Source organism: Streptomyces sp. NPDC079141, assembly GCF_040686775.1.
In the GTDB taxonomy this organism is placed as follows: Bacteria; Actinomycetota; Actinomycetes; order Streptomycetales; family Streptomycetaceae; genus Streptomyces.
This window is the reverse complement of the sequence record NZ_JBFBLP010000020.1, coordinates 91,512-105,922: the sequence shown is the minus strand read 5'-3', so window position 1 is coordinate 105,922 and position 14,411 is coordinate 91,512. Positions and strand designations below refer to the sequence as shown.

Here is a 14,411-nt window from a genome sequence, read left to right as displayed (position 1 = left end):
TTGCCGCGCCCGGCGGCTCGTTACCCTTCCTGGATGACCACCCAGGACTTCGCCACGTACATCGCCGGTCTCCCCCGCATCCTCGCCGGTGCCGCCGCCCTTTTCCGGGACGCCGAGGGCCGGGTGCTGCTCGTCGAGCCCAACTACCGTGACGGCTGGGCGCTTCCGGGCGGCACCGTCGAGTCCGACGACGGCGAGACCCCGCGGCAGGGCGCGCGCCGTGAGACGGCCGAGGAGATCGGCCTCGACGTGGAGCTGGGCCGACTGCTCGCGGTGGACTGGGTGCAGGGCACGGCACGGCCGCCGCTGGTGGCGTACCTCTACGACGGCGGGGTGCTCGGCGAGGAGGACCTCAAGGCGATCCGGCTCCAGGAGGAGGAACTGCTGTCCTGGCGCCTGGTCGCACGCGAGGAGCTCACCGACCACCTGCCGGGCGCCCTGGGCCGTAGGGTGCTGGCCGCGCTGGACGCCCTCGCGGAGGGCACCGGCACGGCGGAGCTGGAGGACGGCCACCGGGTCGGCTGACCCCGAATATCCGTTCGCCGAGGGTCGGCGCCCCGCCTACCCTCGGTGACATGAACAAGCCCCTCGTCGCCCTCCTCAGCGGCGCCGGTATCAGCACCGACTCCGGGATCCCCGACTACCGCGGGCCGAACGGCCTGTGGCGGCGTGATCCCGAGGCCGAGAAGCTGGTGACGTACGAGTACTACATGGGCGATCCGGAGATCCGGCGCCGTTCGTGGCAGATGCGGCGGCAGAACCGCACGCTGAAGGCCGAGCCGAACGCCGCGCACCGGGCGGTTGCCGAGCTGGAGCGGTCCGGGGTGCCGGTCAGGGTGATCACGCAGAACGTGGACGGGCTGCACCAGCTGGCCGGGATGCCCGCCCGCAAGGTGCTCGAACTCCACGGCAGCGCGCACGGCGTGGTGTGCACGAAGTGCCATGCGCGCGGGCCCATGGCGGACGCCCTCGCCCGGGTCGAGGCCGGCGAGGACGACCCGGCGTGCCTGGAGTGCGGCGGGATCCTGAAGTCGGCGACCGTCATGTTCGGCGAGCGGCTCGACCCGGTCGTCCTCGGCGATGCCCTCGCCATCACCAAGGCCTGCCAGGTCTTCATCGCGGTCGGCACCAGTCTTCAGGTGCAGCCCGCGGCCGGTCTGGCGGGCGTCGCCGCCGACCACGGGGCGCGGCTGATCATCGTCAACGCCGAGCCGACGCCGTACGACGAACGCGCCGACGAGGTCGTACGGGAACCCATCGGCACCGCGCTCCCGCAGCTGCTGCGCACGCTGAGCGGCGCCGGGGCCACGCCGTAGCGTGCACCGGGCTCAGCCGAGGACGCGGCGCTTCTGCGCCTCGAACTCCTCCTCGGTCAGCACTCCTTGTGCCTTCAGCTCACCGAGCTCCTTGAGCTGATCGATTCTGCTCGTCATGTCGTCCGCCGGAGCCGCCGCCGGTTCCGGCGCAGCAGGTGCGGCGGGCGGCTGCGCATAGGCCTGCTGCTGGGCGCTGCTCTGCTGGGCCCAGCGGCCGGCCTGGCGCCGCGACACTCGGTTCGACACCGCGGTCGCGGTGCCGGCGACGACGGCTGTACGCGCCATGCCGCGCAGCAGTCCTGGCATGATCACTCATCTCCCACCGGTGTGTGTCGGTCAGGCGGCAGCGGGGCCGGCTCCGGGCGGTGTGGCCTCCGCGGCTTCCAGGGCCGCCAGCACGGCCTGCACCGGAATGCGGCCGCTCGCCACCATCTGGGCGCCACCGCGCCTCAGCTCACGGGCCAGGGGCGCTGCCCACACGTTCTCGTAGACCAGGAGCGCCGCGGAGTTGCCCGGTGCGAGCACCTCGGCCGCCGAGTCCATGTCCTCCTGGCCCATGAGGCCGGACGAGGCTCCCTCGAAGACGGAGAGGTCCACCTCGTCGCCCAGGTCGGTCAGCTCCAGGGCGGAGACCGTGCCGTCCTCGTCCCTGCGGATGAAGAGCAGGTCGAGGACGCGGATGATGCCGCGGTCGACCAGGTCGACGAGGAGCGGAAGTCCCTTGCCGGTCATCCGGTTTCCGGGGAACTCGACGACCAGGTAGTCGACGGGACCCATGTCTTCCACATCGTCACTCATCGTCACTCCTCAGAAGCGGACGGGCACAGGGGTGCGCCGGCGTCAGCGCCGGACCGTTTTCATTCCATCACCGGGCTGTGCGGCCCGCATGTCGTGCGGCGCCGGCCGGGTGTCCTCAAGGGGCGCGGTTCCCTGCTCGAAGTCCAGCAGCCTGCGCTTGCGGTCCAGGCCGCCGCCGTAGCCGGTGAGGCTGCCGTCGGCGCCTAGGACGCGGTGGCAGGGGACGATGATGCCGATCGGGTTCTTGCCGTTGGCGAGACCGACCGCGCGGGAGGCGCGGGGGTTGCCGAGGGCGTCGGCCAGGTCGCCGTAGGTGCGGGTCTCGCCGTAGGGGATCGCGCGGAGCTGTTCCCAGACGCTGCGTTGGAACGGGGTTCCGTTCAGGCGCAGTTCCAGGGTGAACTCCTTCAGCTCGCCCGCGAAATAGGCTTCCAGTTCGTCGGCGGCGGGGCCGAAGGGCCGCTCGTCGCGCTCCCCGAAGGTCTCCTGCGGTGGTCGGTGGCGCTGCTCGGTCATGTACAGGCCGCACAGGACGCCGTCGTCGGCGACGAGGGTGAGGGGGCCGTACGGGCTGTCGAGGACGGTGTGCCGGCGCATCGAAGGTCCTTACACGGGGAGGAAGTTGATCGGGTGGCTGTCGGTCGCCCACAGGTACTGGACCGCGTACGCCCGCCACGGGCGCCAGGCGGCCGCGCGTGCGGTGAGGGCGGCCGGGGTGGAGGGCAGGCCCAACTCGCCCGCCGCGCGCCGGATTCCGAGGTCGGTCGGCAGGAAGGCGTCGGGGTCGCCGAGGGCGCGCATCGCGATGACGTCGACCGTCCAGGGGCCGAATCCGGGGAGGGCGAGGAGGCGGGCCCGCGCCTCCTGCCAGTCGCTGTCCACGCCCAAGTGGAGTGCTCCGTCGGCCAGTTGGCCCACGAGTGTGGTGAAGGTCGTGCGGCGGGTGCGGGGCATCGCCAGGGATTCCGGGTCCACCGCCGCCAGTGCCTCGGGGGCCGGGAACAGATGGGTGAGGCCGCCTTCGGGGTCGTCGACCGGGTCGCCGTGCGCGGTGACCAGGCGGGCGGCGTGGGTGCGGGCGGCGGCCGTGGAGACCTGCTGGCCGAGCACGGCCCGTACGGCGAACTCGGCCTCGTCGACGGTGCGCGGGACGCGCCGGCCGGGGGCCTTGTCGACCAGGGGTGCGAGCAGCGGGTCCGTGCGCAGCTGGTCGTCGATCGCGACCGGGTCGGCGTCCAGGTCGAGCATGCGGCGGCAGCGGCTGATGGCGACGGGGAGGTCGCGCAGGTCGCTGAGGGTGAGGCGGCAGGCGATGTGGTCGGGTGTCGGGGTCAGGGCCACGATGCCGTGGCCGTACGGCAGGCGCAGGGTGCGCCGGTAGGCGCCGTCCCGCCACTCCTCCACCCCCGGTACGGCGGTCGCCGCGAGGTGGCCGAAGAGGTTGTCGGGGTTGAGGGGGGCGCGGAACGGCAGGCGGAGGGTGAGCGCTCCGGGAGTCCGGCCCGGGCGGGGTGCGCGTGCCCGTAGTTCGCTCGGTGCGAGGGCGAAGACCTCGCGGACGGTGTCGTTGAAGGTGCGGATGGAGGAGAAGCCGGCGGCGAAGGCGATCTCCGCCATGGGCAGCTCGGTCGTCTCGATCAACAGCCGTGCCGTCTGGGCGCGTTGGGCGCGGGCAAGGGCGAGCGGGCCCGCGCCGAGCTCGGCGAGCAGCTGGCGTTCGACCTGGCGGGTGCTGTAGCCGAGCCGGGCGGCGAGGCCGGGCACGCCCTCGCGGTCCACGACGCCGTCGGCGATCAGGCGCATGGCACGGGCCACCAGATCGGCGCGCCGGTTCCACTCCGGGGAGCCGGGGCTGGCGTCCGGCCTGCAGCGCTTGCAGGCCCGGAAGCCGGCCTGCTGACAGGCGGCCGCGCTCGGGTGGAACACCATGTTCTCCGGCTTCGGCGCGACCACCGGGCAGCTGGGCCGGCAGTAGATCCCGGTCGTCAGGACGGCCGTGTAGAACCAGCCGTCGAAGCGTGCGTCCTTGGCCTGGACGGCCCGCAGGCACGTCTCGGTGTCGGTGTGCATCCCCTTCTGCATGCGTCCAGCATCGGCCACGCCCGCGGCCGGGGCTGGCGAGAATCCGACATCAACCTCGGCCGCCCTGGGACCATGCCGATTCACGCAGGAGCCGCAGCCCGTTGAGGCCGACCAGCACGGTCGAGCCCTCGTGGCCGGCGACGCCGAGCGGGAGCGGCAGATGGCCGATCAGGTCCCACAGGACCAGGCCGGTGATGAAGACGCCCGCGACGACCAGGTTCTGCACCACCAGCCGGCGGGCGGCCCGGGAGAGCCGGACGACGGCGGGTACGGTCGTCAGCTCGTCGCGCACGATCACCGCGTCCGCCGTCTCCAGCGCCAGGTCGGAGCCGGCCCGGCCCATGGCGATGCCGGAGTGGGCGGTGGCCAGGGCGGGGGCGTCGTTGACGCCGTCGCCGACGAAGAGCACCTTGCGGCCTCGGTCCTGGAGGTCCCGTACGGCGTCGACCTTGTCCTCGGGCAGCAGGCCGGAGCGGACGTCGGTCAGGCCGGTGGCCTCGGCGACGCGGGCGGCGGCGCCCGCGTTGTCGCCGGTGAGGAGGACGGGGGCGGTGCCGGTCAGGGCGGTGAGGGCGGCCGTGGTGGCGGGGGCCTCGGCGCGGAGGCGGTCGGTGAGGGTGAGGGTGCCGACGGGCGTGCCGTCCCGGGTCACCTCGACGACGGTGGCGTCGCTGTCGACGTCCGCGCGGCCGACGGTCACGGTCTGCCCGGCGACGGTGGCGGTGACGCCGCGGCCCGGGGCGGCCGTGAAGTCCTCGGCGGGGGCGAGGCGGAGGCCCCGGGCGCGGGCGGCGGAGACGACGGCGCGGGCCAGCGGGTGCTCGCTGGGATGCTCGGCCGCGGCGGCCAGCGCGAGGAGGGCGTCCTCGTCGAGTCCGGAGTCCGGCAGCGGGCGCACCTCGGTCACCTCGGGGGCGCCTTCGGTGAGGGTGCCGGTCTTGTCCAGGGCGGTGGTGTCGATCTCGCCGAGGCGTTCCATGGCGACGGCCGACTTGACCAGGACGCCGTGCCGGCCGGCGTTGGCGATGGCGGACAGCAGCGGCGGCATGGTGGCGAGGACGACCGCGCACGGGGAGGCGACGATCATGAAGGTCATCGCGCGCAGCAGGGCGTCCGTCAGCTCGGCGCCGAACGCCACGGGCACGCCGAAGACCGCGAGGGTGGCGAGCACGATGCCGACGGCGTAGCGCTGCTCGATCTTCTCGATGAACAGCTGGGTCGGCGCCTTGGTGCGCGAGGCCTCCTCGACGAGCGTCACGATGCGGGCGATCACCGAGTCGGCGGGGTCGCGCTCGACGCGGACGCGCAGGGCGCCGGCGCCGTTGAGGGTGCCCGCGAAGACCTCGTCGCCGGGGCGCTTGACGACCGGGAGGGGCTCGCCCGTGATGGTCGCCTCGTCGGCCTCGCTGCTGCCGTCCAGGACCCGGCCGTCGGCGCCGATGCGCTCGCCGGGGCGGATCAACAGGACGTCTCCGAGGGCGAGTTGGGCGGTCGGGACGTTCTCCTCGCCGTGGTCGTTGACGCGGGTGGCGGTGGTCGGCGCCAGGTCGAGCAGGCCGCGCACGGAGTCGGCGGTGCGGGCGGTGGCCAGGGCCTCCAGGGCGCCGGAGGTGGCGAAGATGACGATGAGCAGGGCGCCGTCCAGCACCTGTCCGATCGCGGCCGCGCCGAGTGCCGCGACGATCATCAGCAGGTCGACGTCGAGGGTCTTCTCGCGCAGCGCCCGCAGCCCTTGGAGCGCGGGTTCCCAGCCGCCGGTGACATAGGCGACGGCGTACAGCGGGCCGTACGCCCAGGCGGGTGCGCCGGTGAGGTCGAGGGCGAGGCCCAGCAGGAAGGCGAGGGTCGCGGTGAGCGCCCAGCGGGCCTCGGGCAGGGCGAGGATCCGGGTGCGGCGACGGGGGGCTGCGGGTGGGGCCGTTGGGGCAGGAGCGGGGGCGAGAGTGGTGGACACCCGGCCCACCATACAGGAACACATGAAGACCCATTCATCTGTTCATACGTCGTGGGTAAGATACCGCCCATGGGTCATGGAGCCGTCACCACCACCGACAGCGAGCGCGTACGCCTGGACGCGGACAACGTCGCGAAGGTGGCGACCACCCTCCAGGCCCTGTCCACCCCGTCCCGCCTGCTGATCCTCGCCCGGCTGCGCGAAGGCCCGCTGCCCGCCACGGAGTTGGCCGCCGAGGTGGGCATGGAGCAGTCCGCCTGCTCGCACCAGCTGCGGCTGCTGCGCAACCTGGGTCTGGTGGTCGGCGAGCGGCGCGGCCGTTCGGTGGTGTACGCGCTGCACGACCACCATGTCGCCGAACTCCTCGACCAGGCCGTGTACCACGTGGAACACCTGCGACTCGGGCTCAGTGACGTCACCGAGTGAGGCCCCTGAGGCCCACCGCATGTGGCCGCTGTACGCGGCCGGGTTCACCACCGCCTTCGGCGCGCACGGCATCGCCGCCAACCTCGGCGCCGACAGCGAGGACGCGGTCACCTCACTGCTCGTCCTCGGCGGGCTGCTGGCGCTCTACGACGGCGCCGAGGTGCTGCTGAAGCCGGTGTTCGGCATGCTCGCCGACCGGGTCGGGGCACGTCCGGTGCTGCTCGGCGGGCTGGTGGCGTTCGCGCTCGCCTCCGCCCTGTACGCCCTTGCCGACAGCGCCGGTTGGCTGTGGGCCGCGCGTCTGGGCCAGGGGGCCGCGGCCTCCGCCTTCTCCCCCGCCGCCTCGGCACTGGTGGCCCGGCTCAATCCGGCGGCCCGGCACGGGCGGGCGTTCGGGAGCTACGGCTTCTACAAGTCCGTCGGATACACGCTGGGCCCGCTGCTGGGCGGCGTGCTGGTGTGGGCGGGCGGACTCAGACTGCTGTTCGTCGTGCTGGCGGTGCTGGGCGCGGGCGTGGCGGTGTGGGCGCTGGCCGCCGTCCCCGTCGTGCCGCCCCTCCCCCGCGCCCGGCAGACGGTCGTGGACCTCGCCCGGCGGCTGGCCGACCCGGCGTTCCTCACGCCGACGGCCGCGCTCGCGGGGGCGACCGCCGCGCTGTCGGTGGGCGTCGGCTTCCTGCCCGTGTCGGGCGCGGCGGCCGGCCTCGGCACGGTGGCGACGGGCGCCGCGGTCTCGGTCCTGGCCGCCTGCGCTGCGGTCGTCCAGCCGCGCGCGGGGCGGGCGTTGGACGCGGGGCGGATCGGGGTACGCGGCGGACTCGCCGCAGGACTCCTGCTGTCCGGCGCCGGAGCAGCCTGCGCGATGCTGCCCGGGCTGGCGGGCGTACTGCTCGCCGCGGCCCTCATCGGCACCGGAACGGGCTTGATCACCCCACTGGGCTTCGCGGCCCTCGCCTCCTCAACTCCGAAGGAACGGCTGGGCCAGACCATGGGCGCCGCGGAACTGGGCCGCGAACTCGGCGACGCGGGTGGGCCGTTGCTGGTGGCCGGGGTGGCCGCGGCGACAACGTTGACGTACGGGTACGGGGTGTTGGCCGTGGTGTTGGTGTGCGGGCCGGTGGTTTCGGGGGTACGGCGGCGGGGGCGGGCGGGGTGAGGTGACGGCTGCCTGCGGGGCTACCCACGCCGGAGCGGCCTCCCCCGTCCCGACGCCGTCGCGGACACGGCCAGCACCGACAGCAGGACGAGGGCTGCGGCCGGGGCGAGGACGGTCCAGGGTGCCAGTTCGCCGTACGGCTGGTTCTCGGAGAGGAGGCGGCCCCATTCCGGAGTGGGGGGTTGCTCGCCGAGGCCGAGGAAGCCCAGGGAGGCCAGGACGAGGACCGTGGTGGGCAGGCGCAGTAGGGCGTTGCGGAGGACCGGGGGCAGTACCGCGGGGAGCAGGTGGTGGCGCAGCAGGTACCCCGGGCCCGCACCGAACGAGATCGACGCGAGCATGTGCCCGCTTGCCCGTTCCTGTTCGAGCAGGGCCGCGGCCTGGGCGGCGTAGGGGGTCCAGCCGACGAGGCAGACCGCGAGCGCGACGCCCGAGACCGACGGTCCGGTCACCGCCGTCGTGAGCAGTCCGGCGAGGACGGCGGGCAGGGTCGAGGCCACTTCGGTCAGGCCCGTGCCGACGCGTGCCGTGATGCCGAGCAGCAGCCCGATCAGGACGCTGACCGCGGTCACCGCGAGCGCGAGGCCGGCCGTGCGCAGCGCGCCGTGGCCGAGGCGGGCCAGCAGATCGCGGCCGAGGGAGTCCGTGCCGAGCGGATGTTCGAGCGACGGCGCGAGCAGGCGGGCCGCCGTGTCGACGTGCAGGGGGTCGCGGAGGAGGCCCGTTCCGACCAGGGTGAGCAGGGCGAGGGCGCAGAAGGTGGCGATCCAGCGCGCGGAGCGGGGGCGCGTCAGCCTCGGCGGATGCAGCGCGGGCAGCGCGCCGTCGCGCAGTGCGGGGCCGAGCAGGGCCCGGCGCAGGGCCTGGATCAGGACGCCCGCGAGGACCCCGAGCAGGACCAGGACCAGGGTGGCCGTCTGGAGCGGCGGCAGGTCCTGGGCGAGGGCGGCATCCAGCGCGAGCCGGCCGAGGCCGGGGATGTTGAAGATCTTCTCCACCGCGACCGCCCCGCCGACCAGGGCCACGACGGTCGGCAGGAGCTGCGGGAGCACCCCGGACATCGTCCGGCGCAGCGCGTGCCGGGCGATCCGGCCGGGCGAGAAGCCGTAGGCGTGCCAGGTCCGTGCCCACGGCTCGTGGAAGGCGGCGGGCAGGGACTGGTCGAGCAGACCGCCGATCATCGCCCCGGAGGGCACCCCGAGCGCCAGCGAGGGCAGCACCATCGACGCCGGCCCCTCCCACCCGCTGGACGGGAACCAGCCGAGCCAGACCCCGCACACGGTGGCCAGCAGAGAGGCGAGCAGGAACTTGGGGAGCGCGGCGAGAACGGCGGCGACGGTGCCGTTGCGCCCGCGCCGCAGCCGTCGCCGGGAGCCGAGGTACAGGGTGCGGGCGCTGAGCAGCCCGGCCACGGCGACCGTGACCGCCAGCGCCCCGAGCATCAGCGTCACGGAGACCGCGAAGGCGGCCGTCACCTGCGGCAGGACGGCCTCGCCCGACACCCAGGAGACGCCCGCGTCCCCGCGCGGCAAACCGCCGAGCCAGTGCAGGAGATGCGGCAACGGCCCCTCGTCCAGCCCGAGTTGCTCCCGTACGGCGGCCAACTGGGCGGCGGTCGGGTCCTGGTCGGCGGAGCGGGCCCGCAGGACCGTCAGCGCGGGGTCGGTCCCGGACAGCCAGGGCAGCAGGGAGACGGCCGTCAGCAGCGCGGCCCCGGCGACGACGCGGCCGACGGCCGTCCGCCCCTGGGGCGGACGGCCGTGAGTGTCAGTCATACGCGGCTACTTCAGGTGCGTGTCGACGTCGATCAGGGAGCGCTCGCGGGGGTCGAGGAGCACGCCCTCGACGTCGGTGGCGATGCCCTGCACGACCTTCTCGTGGACCAGCGGCACGACGGCGTCGGTGCGCAGGATCTCCGCCTCGGCCCGCATGATCTTCTGCTGCCGCTGCGCGTTGTCGCCCTCCGCCGCGGCGGACTTGACGGCCCGGTCGACGCCCGAGTCCTTCAGGCCCGCAATGTTGTACACGCCCTCGCTCGTGAAGTCGCTCGCGAGGTAGGCGACGGCGTCGCCGGTGTCGAGGAGCGTCACCCGGGAGAAGACGAGGGCGTCGTACTTGCCGGCGAGGAGGTCGGCCTCCATCTGCGTGTACTCGCGCACGTCCTGCTTCACGGTGAACCCGGCGTCCTCCAGCTGCTGCTGCAGAACGCTTGCGGCCTCGGGGAGTTCGGTGCGGTTGGTGTAGGTGGCCAGGCGCAGGGTCTTGCCCTTGGCCTTCGACTTCACCTGCGCGGCGGTCGCGGCCGTGGCGCGGCCGGTGACGTCCACGCGCCGGTCGGCCGCCCAGGAGACGGCGGGCCCGAACAGGCCCTGCGCGGGGTCGGCGTAGCCGCCGAAGACGGAGTCGACGAGGGCGGACCCGTCGGCCGCCTCGCGGGCGGCGGCACGCAGCGAGGCGTCGGTGAACAGGCCGCTGCCGGTGTTGAGGACCAGGCTGTCGGTGCGCACGGAGGGCACCTCGTGGCGGGTGTCCTTCTCCAGCAGCTCCGCCTGGGCGGTGGGGATCCACTCGGCGATGTCGACCTCGCCGCCGCGCAGGGCGTTGGCGCGGGCGGGGCCGTCGGCGATCCAGGTCACGTCGATGCCGGACGCCTTGGCCTGCCCACCCCAGTAGCCGTCGTAACGGTCGAGGGCGGCCTCGGTCTTGCCGGTGAGCTTCGTGATCTCGAAGGGACCAGTGCCGGTGCCGAGCGGGCTGACGGTGCCGTCCTCGGCGTAGGCCTTCGCGGCGAGGATGCCGAGGGCGGGGCTGGCCAGGCGCAGCGGGAGGACCGGGTCGGCCGTCTTGGTGGTGATCGTGACGGTGTCGCTGTCCTCGGCCTTGGCGGTGAGGGTGACATCGCTGAGAACACGGGGCTTGGTCTCGGCGGCGCCCGCGTGGTCGAGTGCGTTGACCACCGATGCGGCGGTGACGTCGGTGCCGTCCTGGAAGGTGGCCTTGCGCAGTTCGAACGTCCAGGTCGTGTCGTCGACCTGCTTCCAGGACTCCGCCAGCGCGGGCGCGGCGGCTCCGTCCTCGTCGAGCGCGGTGAGCCCTTCGGCCACGGAGAGCTTGCTCAGTACGGTGGCGTCATTGCTGTACGGCGACAGGGCCTGCACCGGCGGCACGGCCAGGGCGACGCGCAGCCGACCGCCCGTTCCCCCGTCGGCGTCCGTCTGCGAGCCGCTCTCGCTCGACGCGAAGCAACCGGCCAGCAGCGGGGTGAGAGCGAGCGCCGCGACGAGGCCGCGGGAGGTGGTGCGCATGGTGTTCCTGTCGTGCGGAGGTGACGTTCACGTCCCGGCGCAGCGCCTGCGGCGGTCGGGACGACGTCACCCTATAAGGCAAGCCTTACCGAACTTTCATCGGGTGGGTGAAATCTCAACCACCGAGATCGGTCGCGGAATCAACGGACCGCACACAGAGGTGAATCCTTTCGCGCCCACCGCGCCTCTCATAAGGGTGCGGACGACCGTGTCCGCTCCGTATCCCACCGGGAGGACCCCATGACCACCGTCGTCATCGTCGCCGCGGCCGCCGCGTTGCTGCTGTGCGCGTGCACCGTCACCCTGCGGCGCCGCCGGAGGCGTCAGCGTGGCTGAGCACACCTGGCCCGGCGCGACCCTGGTCACCGCGGCGCAACGCGGCGACGTCGACGCGCTCACCGCGCTGGTGTACGGCTCGTATCCGCATGTGCACCGGTTCGCGCACACGCTGTGCGCCACGCCCCAGGACGCCGAGGACGCCGCCCAGGAAGCGCTGATCATCCTCTACCGGAAGATCGGCATGCTGCGCGCCTCCGGTGCGCTGGCGTCGTGGATGTTCCGGATCGTGCGCAACGAGTGCCTGCGGCGCACCCGTGCCCTGCTGCACCGCGCACCGGCCGACGAACCCGGCCCGCTGGGCACATCGGGCCCGTCCGACGCGTTCGGCGGCACCGCACGGTCCGCCGAGGAGGACGTCCTGCTGCGCCTGGAGGCCGAACGCGTCGCGGCCGCCGTCGCCGCCCTGCCCGACGACCAGCGGCAGGTGCTGGTCATGCGGGACATCCAGGGTCTGCCCGGCCGCACCGTCGCCGACCGGCTCGGGCTGAGCACCGCCGCGATGAAGTCCCGCCTGCACAGGGCCCGTTCGACGGTACGCGAGGCACTGCGCGAGGAACCGGCCGGAACGAGAGGAACCGACGATGACACCTGACCCGACCACGGCGACCCGCACCCGCACCGCCACACCCGGTTCCGCACCCGGCGCAACCGTCGTACGCGGCGCCACCGACGTTCTCGGCACCGCCATGGCCCCCGGCACCGCCAGTGCCCGCGGTGCGCCGAAGCGCGGCGGCTTCGCCAGCGCCAGCGTCCCACGCCATCTGGCGCGCGGCGCCGTCGGGTTCGGCGCGCTCGTCGCGTCCCTGGCCCTGCTGCCCGCCGTCGGACCGGTCAGCCTGCTGCTCGCCCCGGTCGGCCTGATCGCGCTGCGCGGCTGCCCGATGTGCTGGGCGATCGGTCTTGTGGAGACCATCTCGGCTGGCCGGCTGCGCCGGTCCTGCGAGGACGGGAGGTGCGAACTGACCCGCGCCAAGCCCTAGGTGCGCCGACCGGCGTCAACGGAGCTGTGCGGCGAACGCCTCGTACGCCCGCTCGTCGAAGAGAACGAACGTGACCTCCTCGACCGACGTCCTGGCGGCTCGTACGGTCTCCACAGCGATGCGGGCGGCGTCCTCCATCGGCCAGCGGTAGACGCCGGTGGAGATGGCCGGGAAGGCGACCGTACGGGCGCCCAACTCGTCGGCGACGCGCAGGGACTCGCGGTAGCAGGAGGCGAGGAGGTCGGAGCGGTCCTCGCTCTGGCTGAAGACGGGGCCGACGGTGTGGATCACCCAGCGGGCGGGCAGTTCACCGGCGGTCGTGGCGACCGCCTGGCCGGTCCGCAGGCCCCTGCCGTACCGCGAGGCGCGCAGCTTGCGGCACTCGTCGAGGATGGCGGGGCCGCCTCGGCGGTGGATGGCGCCGTCGACGCCGCCCCCGCCGAGCAGCGAGGAGTTGGCGGCGTTGACGATCGCGTCGGCGCTCTGCCGGGTGATGTCGCCCTGGACGAAGGTGAGGGTGGTCATGGCTGTCGCAGCCTCCTCCACACGGCCTTGGCCGCGTTGTGCCCCGACATGCCGTGTACACCGGGGCCGGGCGGGGTGGCCGACGAGCAGATGAAGACGGCTGGGTGCGGGGTGCGGTACGGGGAAAGGGTCAGTCTGGGACGCAGCAGGAGCTGGAGTCCGGAGACCGCGCCGGAGGCGATGTCGCCGCCGACGTAGTTGGCGTTGCGGGCGGCGAGTTCGGGCGGGCCCGCCGTGGCACGGGCGAGGATCCGGTCGCGGAACCCCGGGGCGAAACGCTCCAGTTGGCGCTCGATCGCGTCCGTGAGGTCTCCGGTCCAGCCGTTGGGCACATGGGCGTAGGCCCAGAAGACGTGCTTGCCGGCGGGGGCCCGGGTGGGGTCGACGACACTGGGCTGGACCGTGATCATGAACGGCCGGTCGGGGGCCCGGCCCTCCCGGGCCGCCGCGTGCAGGGCCGTGCCGATCTCCGCGCTGTCGGCGCCGATCTGGACGGTTCCGGCGGCGCGGGCCTCCTTCGCGGTCCAGGGGACCGGGCCGTCCAGCGCGTAGTCGATCTTGAAGACGCCCGGGCCGTACCGGTAGCCCTCGTAGTAGCGGCCGAAGCCCGCGATACGGGCCAGGGCGGTGGGTGAGGTGTCGAAGACGTAGGCGCGGGCCGGCGGCAGGTCGTCCAGGCGCTTGACCTCGTAGTCGGTGTGGATCGTGCCGCCGAGGTCCGTCAGATACGCGGCGAGCGCGTCGGAGATCGCCTGGGAGCCGCCGCGGGCGACGGGCCAGCCCCGGGCGTGCGCGGCGAGCGCGAAGACCAGGCCGATGGCGCCGGTGGCGAAGCCGCTCAGCGGGGCCATGACGTGGGCCACGAGACCGGCGAAGAGGGTCTTGGCCCGCTCGTCGTGGAAGCGGCGGGTCAGCCAGGTCGACGGGGGCAGTCCGACGAGGCCGAAGCGGGCGAGGGTGACCGGGTCGCGGGGCAGCGCGGTCAACGGCAGCGACATGAAGTCGCGGGCCAGCGTGTCCCATTGGGGCAGGAAGGGCTCGACCAGTCTGCGGTACGCGCCCGCGTCGCGCGCGCCGAAGGAGGCAGCCGTCTCGCCGACCGAGCGGGACAGCACTGCGGCGGTGCCGTCGGGGAAGGGGTGCGCCATCGGCAGGTCGGCGTGCAGCCACTCAAGTCCGTAGCGCTCCAGGGGCAGGGCGCGGAACGCCGGGGAGTTGATCCCGAGGGGGTGCGCCGCGGAGCACGGGTCGTGGCGGAAGCCCGGCAGGGTGAGCTCCTCGGTGCGGGCTCCCCCGCCCACGGTGTCACGCGCTTCGAACAGGGCCACGGAGAAGCCGCGGCGGGCCAGCTCCACGGCAGCGGTCAGCCCGTTCGGCCCCGCTCCCACCACGACCGCATCGAGCATCGACGGCACCTTCGGACCCCTTCGTCAGCCGATGGCCACTCGGGATCAGGATATGCCGGGGCACTGACAGGGCAGGGGGCGCGGTGCCGGTGGGCCGCGCCGCGAAGGTGGACCGCGCCCTTGC

15 protein-coding genes are annotated in these 14,411 nt (G+C 73.7%); 6 read left to right on the top strand and 9 right to left on the bottom strand.

The genetic code is table 11. The features are described 5' to 3' along the window. The first annotated feature begins 33 nt into the window (after positions 1-33). Entirely contained in the window at positions 34-525 is a 492-nt protein-coding gene (locus tag AB0Q90_RS36430) for an NUDIX hydrolase (protein ID WP_363158385.1), read from the top strand. Positions 526-575: 50 nt separating this feature from the next. Next, positions 576-1,316 (top strand): Sir2 family NAD-dependent protein deacetylase, encoded by a 741-nt coding sequence (locus tag AB0Q90_RS36425; RefSeq protein ID WP_363158386.1) that lies wholly within the window; start codon positions 576-578, stop codon positions 1,314-1,316. A 12-nt stretch (positions 1,317-1,328) separates the two neighbouring features. On the opposite strand, the gene AB0Q90_RS36420 is transcribed toward AB0Q90_RS36425, so the two are convergent. The 5 genes from AB0Q90_RS36420 to AB0Q90_RS36400 are packed head-to-tail and all read right to left on the bottom strand — an operon-like array spanning position 1,329 to position 6,162. Beyond that, positions 1,329-1,622 carry an SHOCT domain-containing protein gene (locus tag AB0Q90_RS36420; RefSeq protein ID WP_363158387.1) on the bottom strand — a complete coding sequence of 98 codons (294 nt, stop codon included), beginning with the start codon at positions 1,620-1,622 and terminating at the stop codon, positions 1,329-1,331. Positions 1,623-1,652: 30 nt separating this feature from the next. Beyond that, positions 1,653-2,114, bottom strand: coding sequence for a DUF6325 family protein (locus tag AB0Q90_RS36415; RefSeq protein WP_363158388.1), 462 nt, complete (start codon positions 2,112-2,114; stop codon positions 1,653-1,655). Positions 2,115-2,156: 42 nt separating this feature from the next. After that, the gene (locus AB0Q90_RS36410) at positions 2,157-2,711 is read right to left on the bottom strand and encodes a methylated-DNA--[protein]-cysteine S-methyltransferase (protein ID WP_363158389.1); all 555 of its coding nucleotides are present in this window, start codon (positions 2,709-2,711) and stop codon (positions 2,157-2,159) included. 9 nt (positions 2,712-2,720) lie between these two features. Beyond that, entirely contained in the window at positions 2,721-4,196 is a 1,476-nt protein-coding gene (locus tag AB0Q90_RS36405; protein ID WP_363158390.1) for an AlkA N-terminal domain-containing protein, read from the bottom strand. Positions 4,197-4,245: 49 nt separating this feature from the next. After that, a complete protein-coding gene (locus AB0Q90_RS36400; RefSeq protein ID WP_363158391.1) occupies positions 4,246-6,162 on the bottom strand; it encodes a heavy metal translocating P-type ATPase in 1,917 nt (638 codons plus the stop codon). A gap of 57 nt (positions 6,163-6,219) precedes the next feature. Between AB0Q90_RS36400 and AB0Q90_RS36395 the strand changes: the two genes are divergently transcribed. Both AB0Q90_RS36395 and AB0Q90_RS36390 read left to right on the top strand, forming a co-directional pair. Then, positions 6,220-6,576: a metalloregulator ArsR/SmtB family transcription factor gene (locus AB0Q90_RS36395; protein ID WP_363158392.1), complete on the top strand. Its 357-nt coding sequence runs from the start codon at positions 6,220-6,222 to the stop codon at positions 6,574-6,576. Between the two features lie 19 nt (positions 6,577-6,595). Continuing rightward, positions 6,596-7,732: an MFS transporter gene (locus AB0Q90_RS36390; protein ID WP_363158689.1), complete on the top strand. Its 1,137-nt coding sequence runs from the start codon at positions 6,596-6,598 to the stop codon at positions 7,730-7,732. A gap of 20 nt (positions 7,733-7,752) precedes the next feature. Here AB0Q90_RS36390 and AB0Q90_RS36385 read toward each other — a convergent pair whose 3' ends face one another. Next, positions 7,753-9,507 carry an ABC transporter permease subunit gene (locus AB0Q90_RS36385; RefSeq protein WP_363158393.1) on the bottom strand — a complete coding sequence of 585 codons (1,755 nt, stop codon included), beginning with the start codon at positions 9,505-9,507 and terminating at the stop codon, positions 7,753-7,755. A 6-nt stretch (positions 9,508-9,513) separates the two neighbouring features. Next, a complete protein-coding gene (locus AB0Q90_RS36380) occupies positions 9,514-11,037 on the bottom strand; it encodes an ABC transporter substrate-binding protein (RefSeq protein ID WP_363158395.1) in 1,524 nt (507 codons plus the stop codon). Between the two features lie 328 nt (positions 11,038-11,365). Here AB0Q90_RS36380 and AB0Q90_RS36375 point away from each other — a divergent pair, with 328 nt between their 5' ends. Next, a complete protein-coding gene (locus AB0Q90_RS36375; protein ID WP_363158396.1) occupies positions 11,366-11,968 on the top strand; it encodes an RNA polymerase sigma factor in 603 nt (200 codons plus the stop codon). Then, positions 11,958-12,356 carry a hypothetical protein gene (locus AB0Q90_RS36370; RefSeq protein WP_363158397.1) on the top strand — a complete coding sequence of 133 codons (399 nt, stop codon included), beginning with the start codon at positions 11,958-11,960 and terminating at the stop codon, positions 12,354-12,356. The genes AB0Q90_RS36375 and AB0Q90_RS36370 overlap by 11 nt, the downstream gene beginning before the upstream one ends. 15 nt (positions 12,357-12,371) lie before the next feature. On the opposite strand, the gene AB0Q90_RS36365 is transcribed toward AB0Q90_RS36370, so the two are convergent. After that, positions 12,372-12,881, bottom strand: a complete 510-nt coding sequence (locus AB0Q90_RS36365) for an O-acetyl-ADP-ribose deacetylase (RefSeq protein ID WP_363158398.1) — start codon at positions 12,879-12,881, stop codon at positions 12,372-12,374. After that, a complete protein-coding gene (locus AB0Q90_RS36360; RefSeq protein WP_363158399.1) occupies positions 12,878-14,287 on the bottom strand; it encodes an NAD(P)/FAD-dependent oxidoreductase in 1,410 nt (469 codons plus the stop codon). The genes AB0Q90_RS36365 and AB0Q90_RS36360 overlap by 4 nt, the downstream gene beginning before the upstream one ends. Positions 14,288-14,411 lie beyond the last annotated feature (124 nt).

Bases quoted from the DNA above. Each gene is read 5' to 3' on its own strand.
- AB0Q90_RS36430 (WP_363158385.1), top strand. From the start codon at position 34: ATGACCACCCAGGACTTCGCCACGTACATCGCCGGTCTCCCCCGCATC.
- AB0Q90_RS36425 (WP_363158386.1), top strand. From the start codon at position 576: ATGAACAAGCCCCTCGTCGCCCTCCTCAGCGGCGCCGGTATCAGCACC.
- AB0Q90_RS36420 (WP_363158387.1), bottom strand. From the start codon at position 1,622: ATGCCAGGACTGCTGCGCGGCATGGCGCGTACAGCCGTCGTCGCCGGC.
- AB0Q90_RS36415 (WP_363158388.1), bottom strand. From the start codon at position 2,114: ATGAGTGACGATGTGGAAGACATGGGTCCCGTCGACTACCTGGTCGTC.
- AB0Q90_RS36410 (WP_363158389.1), bottom strand. From the start codon at position 2,711: ATGCGCCGGCACACCGTCCTCGACAGCCCGTACGGCCCCCTCACCCTC.
- AB0Q90_RS36405 (WP_363158390.1), bottom strand. From the start codon at position 4,196: ATGCAGAAGGGGATGCACACCGACACCGAGACGTGCCTGCGGGCCGTC.
- AB0Q90_RS36400 (WP_363158391.1), bottom strand. From the start codon at position 6,162: ATGGTGGGCCGGGTGTCCACCACTCTCGCCCCCGCTCCTGCCCCAACG.
- AB0Q90_RS36395 (WP_363158392.1), top strand. From the start codon at position 6,220: ATGGGTCATGGAGCCGTCACCACCACCGACAGCGAGCGCGTACGCCTG.
- AB0Q90_RS36390 (WP_363158689.1), top strand. From the start codon at position 6,596: ATGTGGCCGCTGTACGCGGCCGGGTTCACCACCGCCTTCGGCGCGCAC.
- AB0Q90_RS36385 (WP_363158393.1), bottom strand. From the start codon at position 9,507: ATGACTGACACTCACGGCCGTCCGCCCCAGGGGCGGACGGCCGTCGGC.
- AB0Q90_RS36380 (WP_363158395.1), bottom strand. From the start codon at position 11,037: ATGCGCACCACCTCCCGCGGCCTCGTCGCGGCGCTCGCTCTCACCCCG.
- AB0Q90_RS36370 (WP_363158397.1), top strand. From the start codon at position 11,958: ATGACACCTGACCCGACCACGGCGACCCGCACCCGCACCGCCACACCC.
- AB0Q90_RS36365 (WP_363158398.1), bottom strand. From the start codon at position 12,881: ATGACCACCCTCACCTTCGTCCAGGGCGACATCACCCGGCAGAGCGCC.
- AB0Q90_RS36360 (WP_363158399.1), bottom strand. From the start codon at position 14,287: ATGCTCGATGCGGTCGTGGTGGGAGCGGGGCCGAACGGGCTGACCGCT.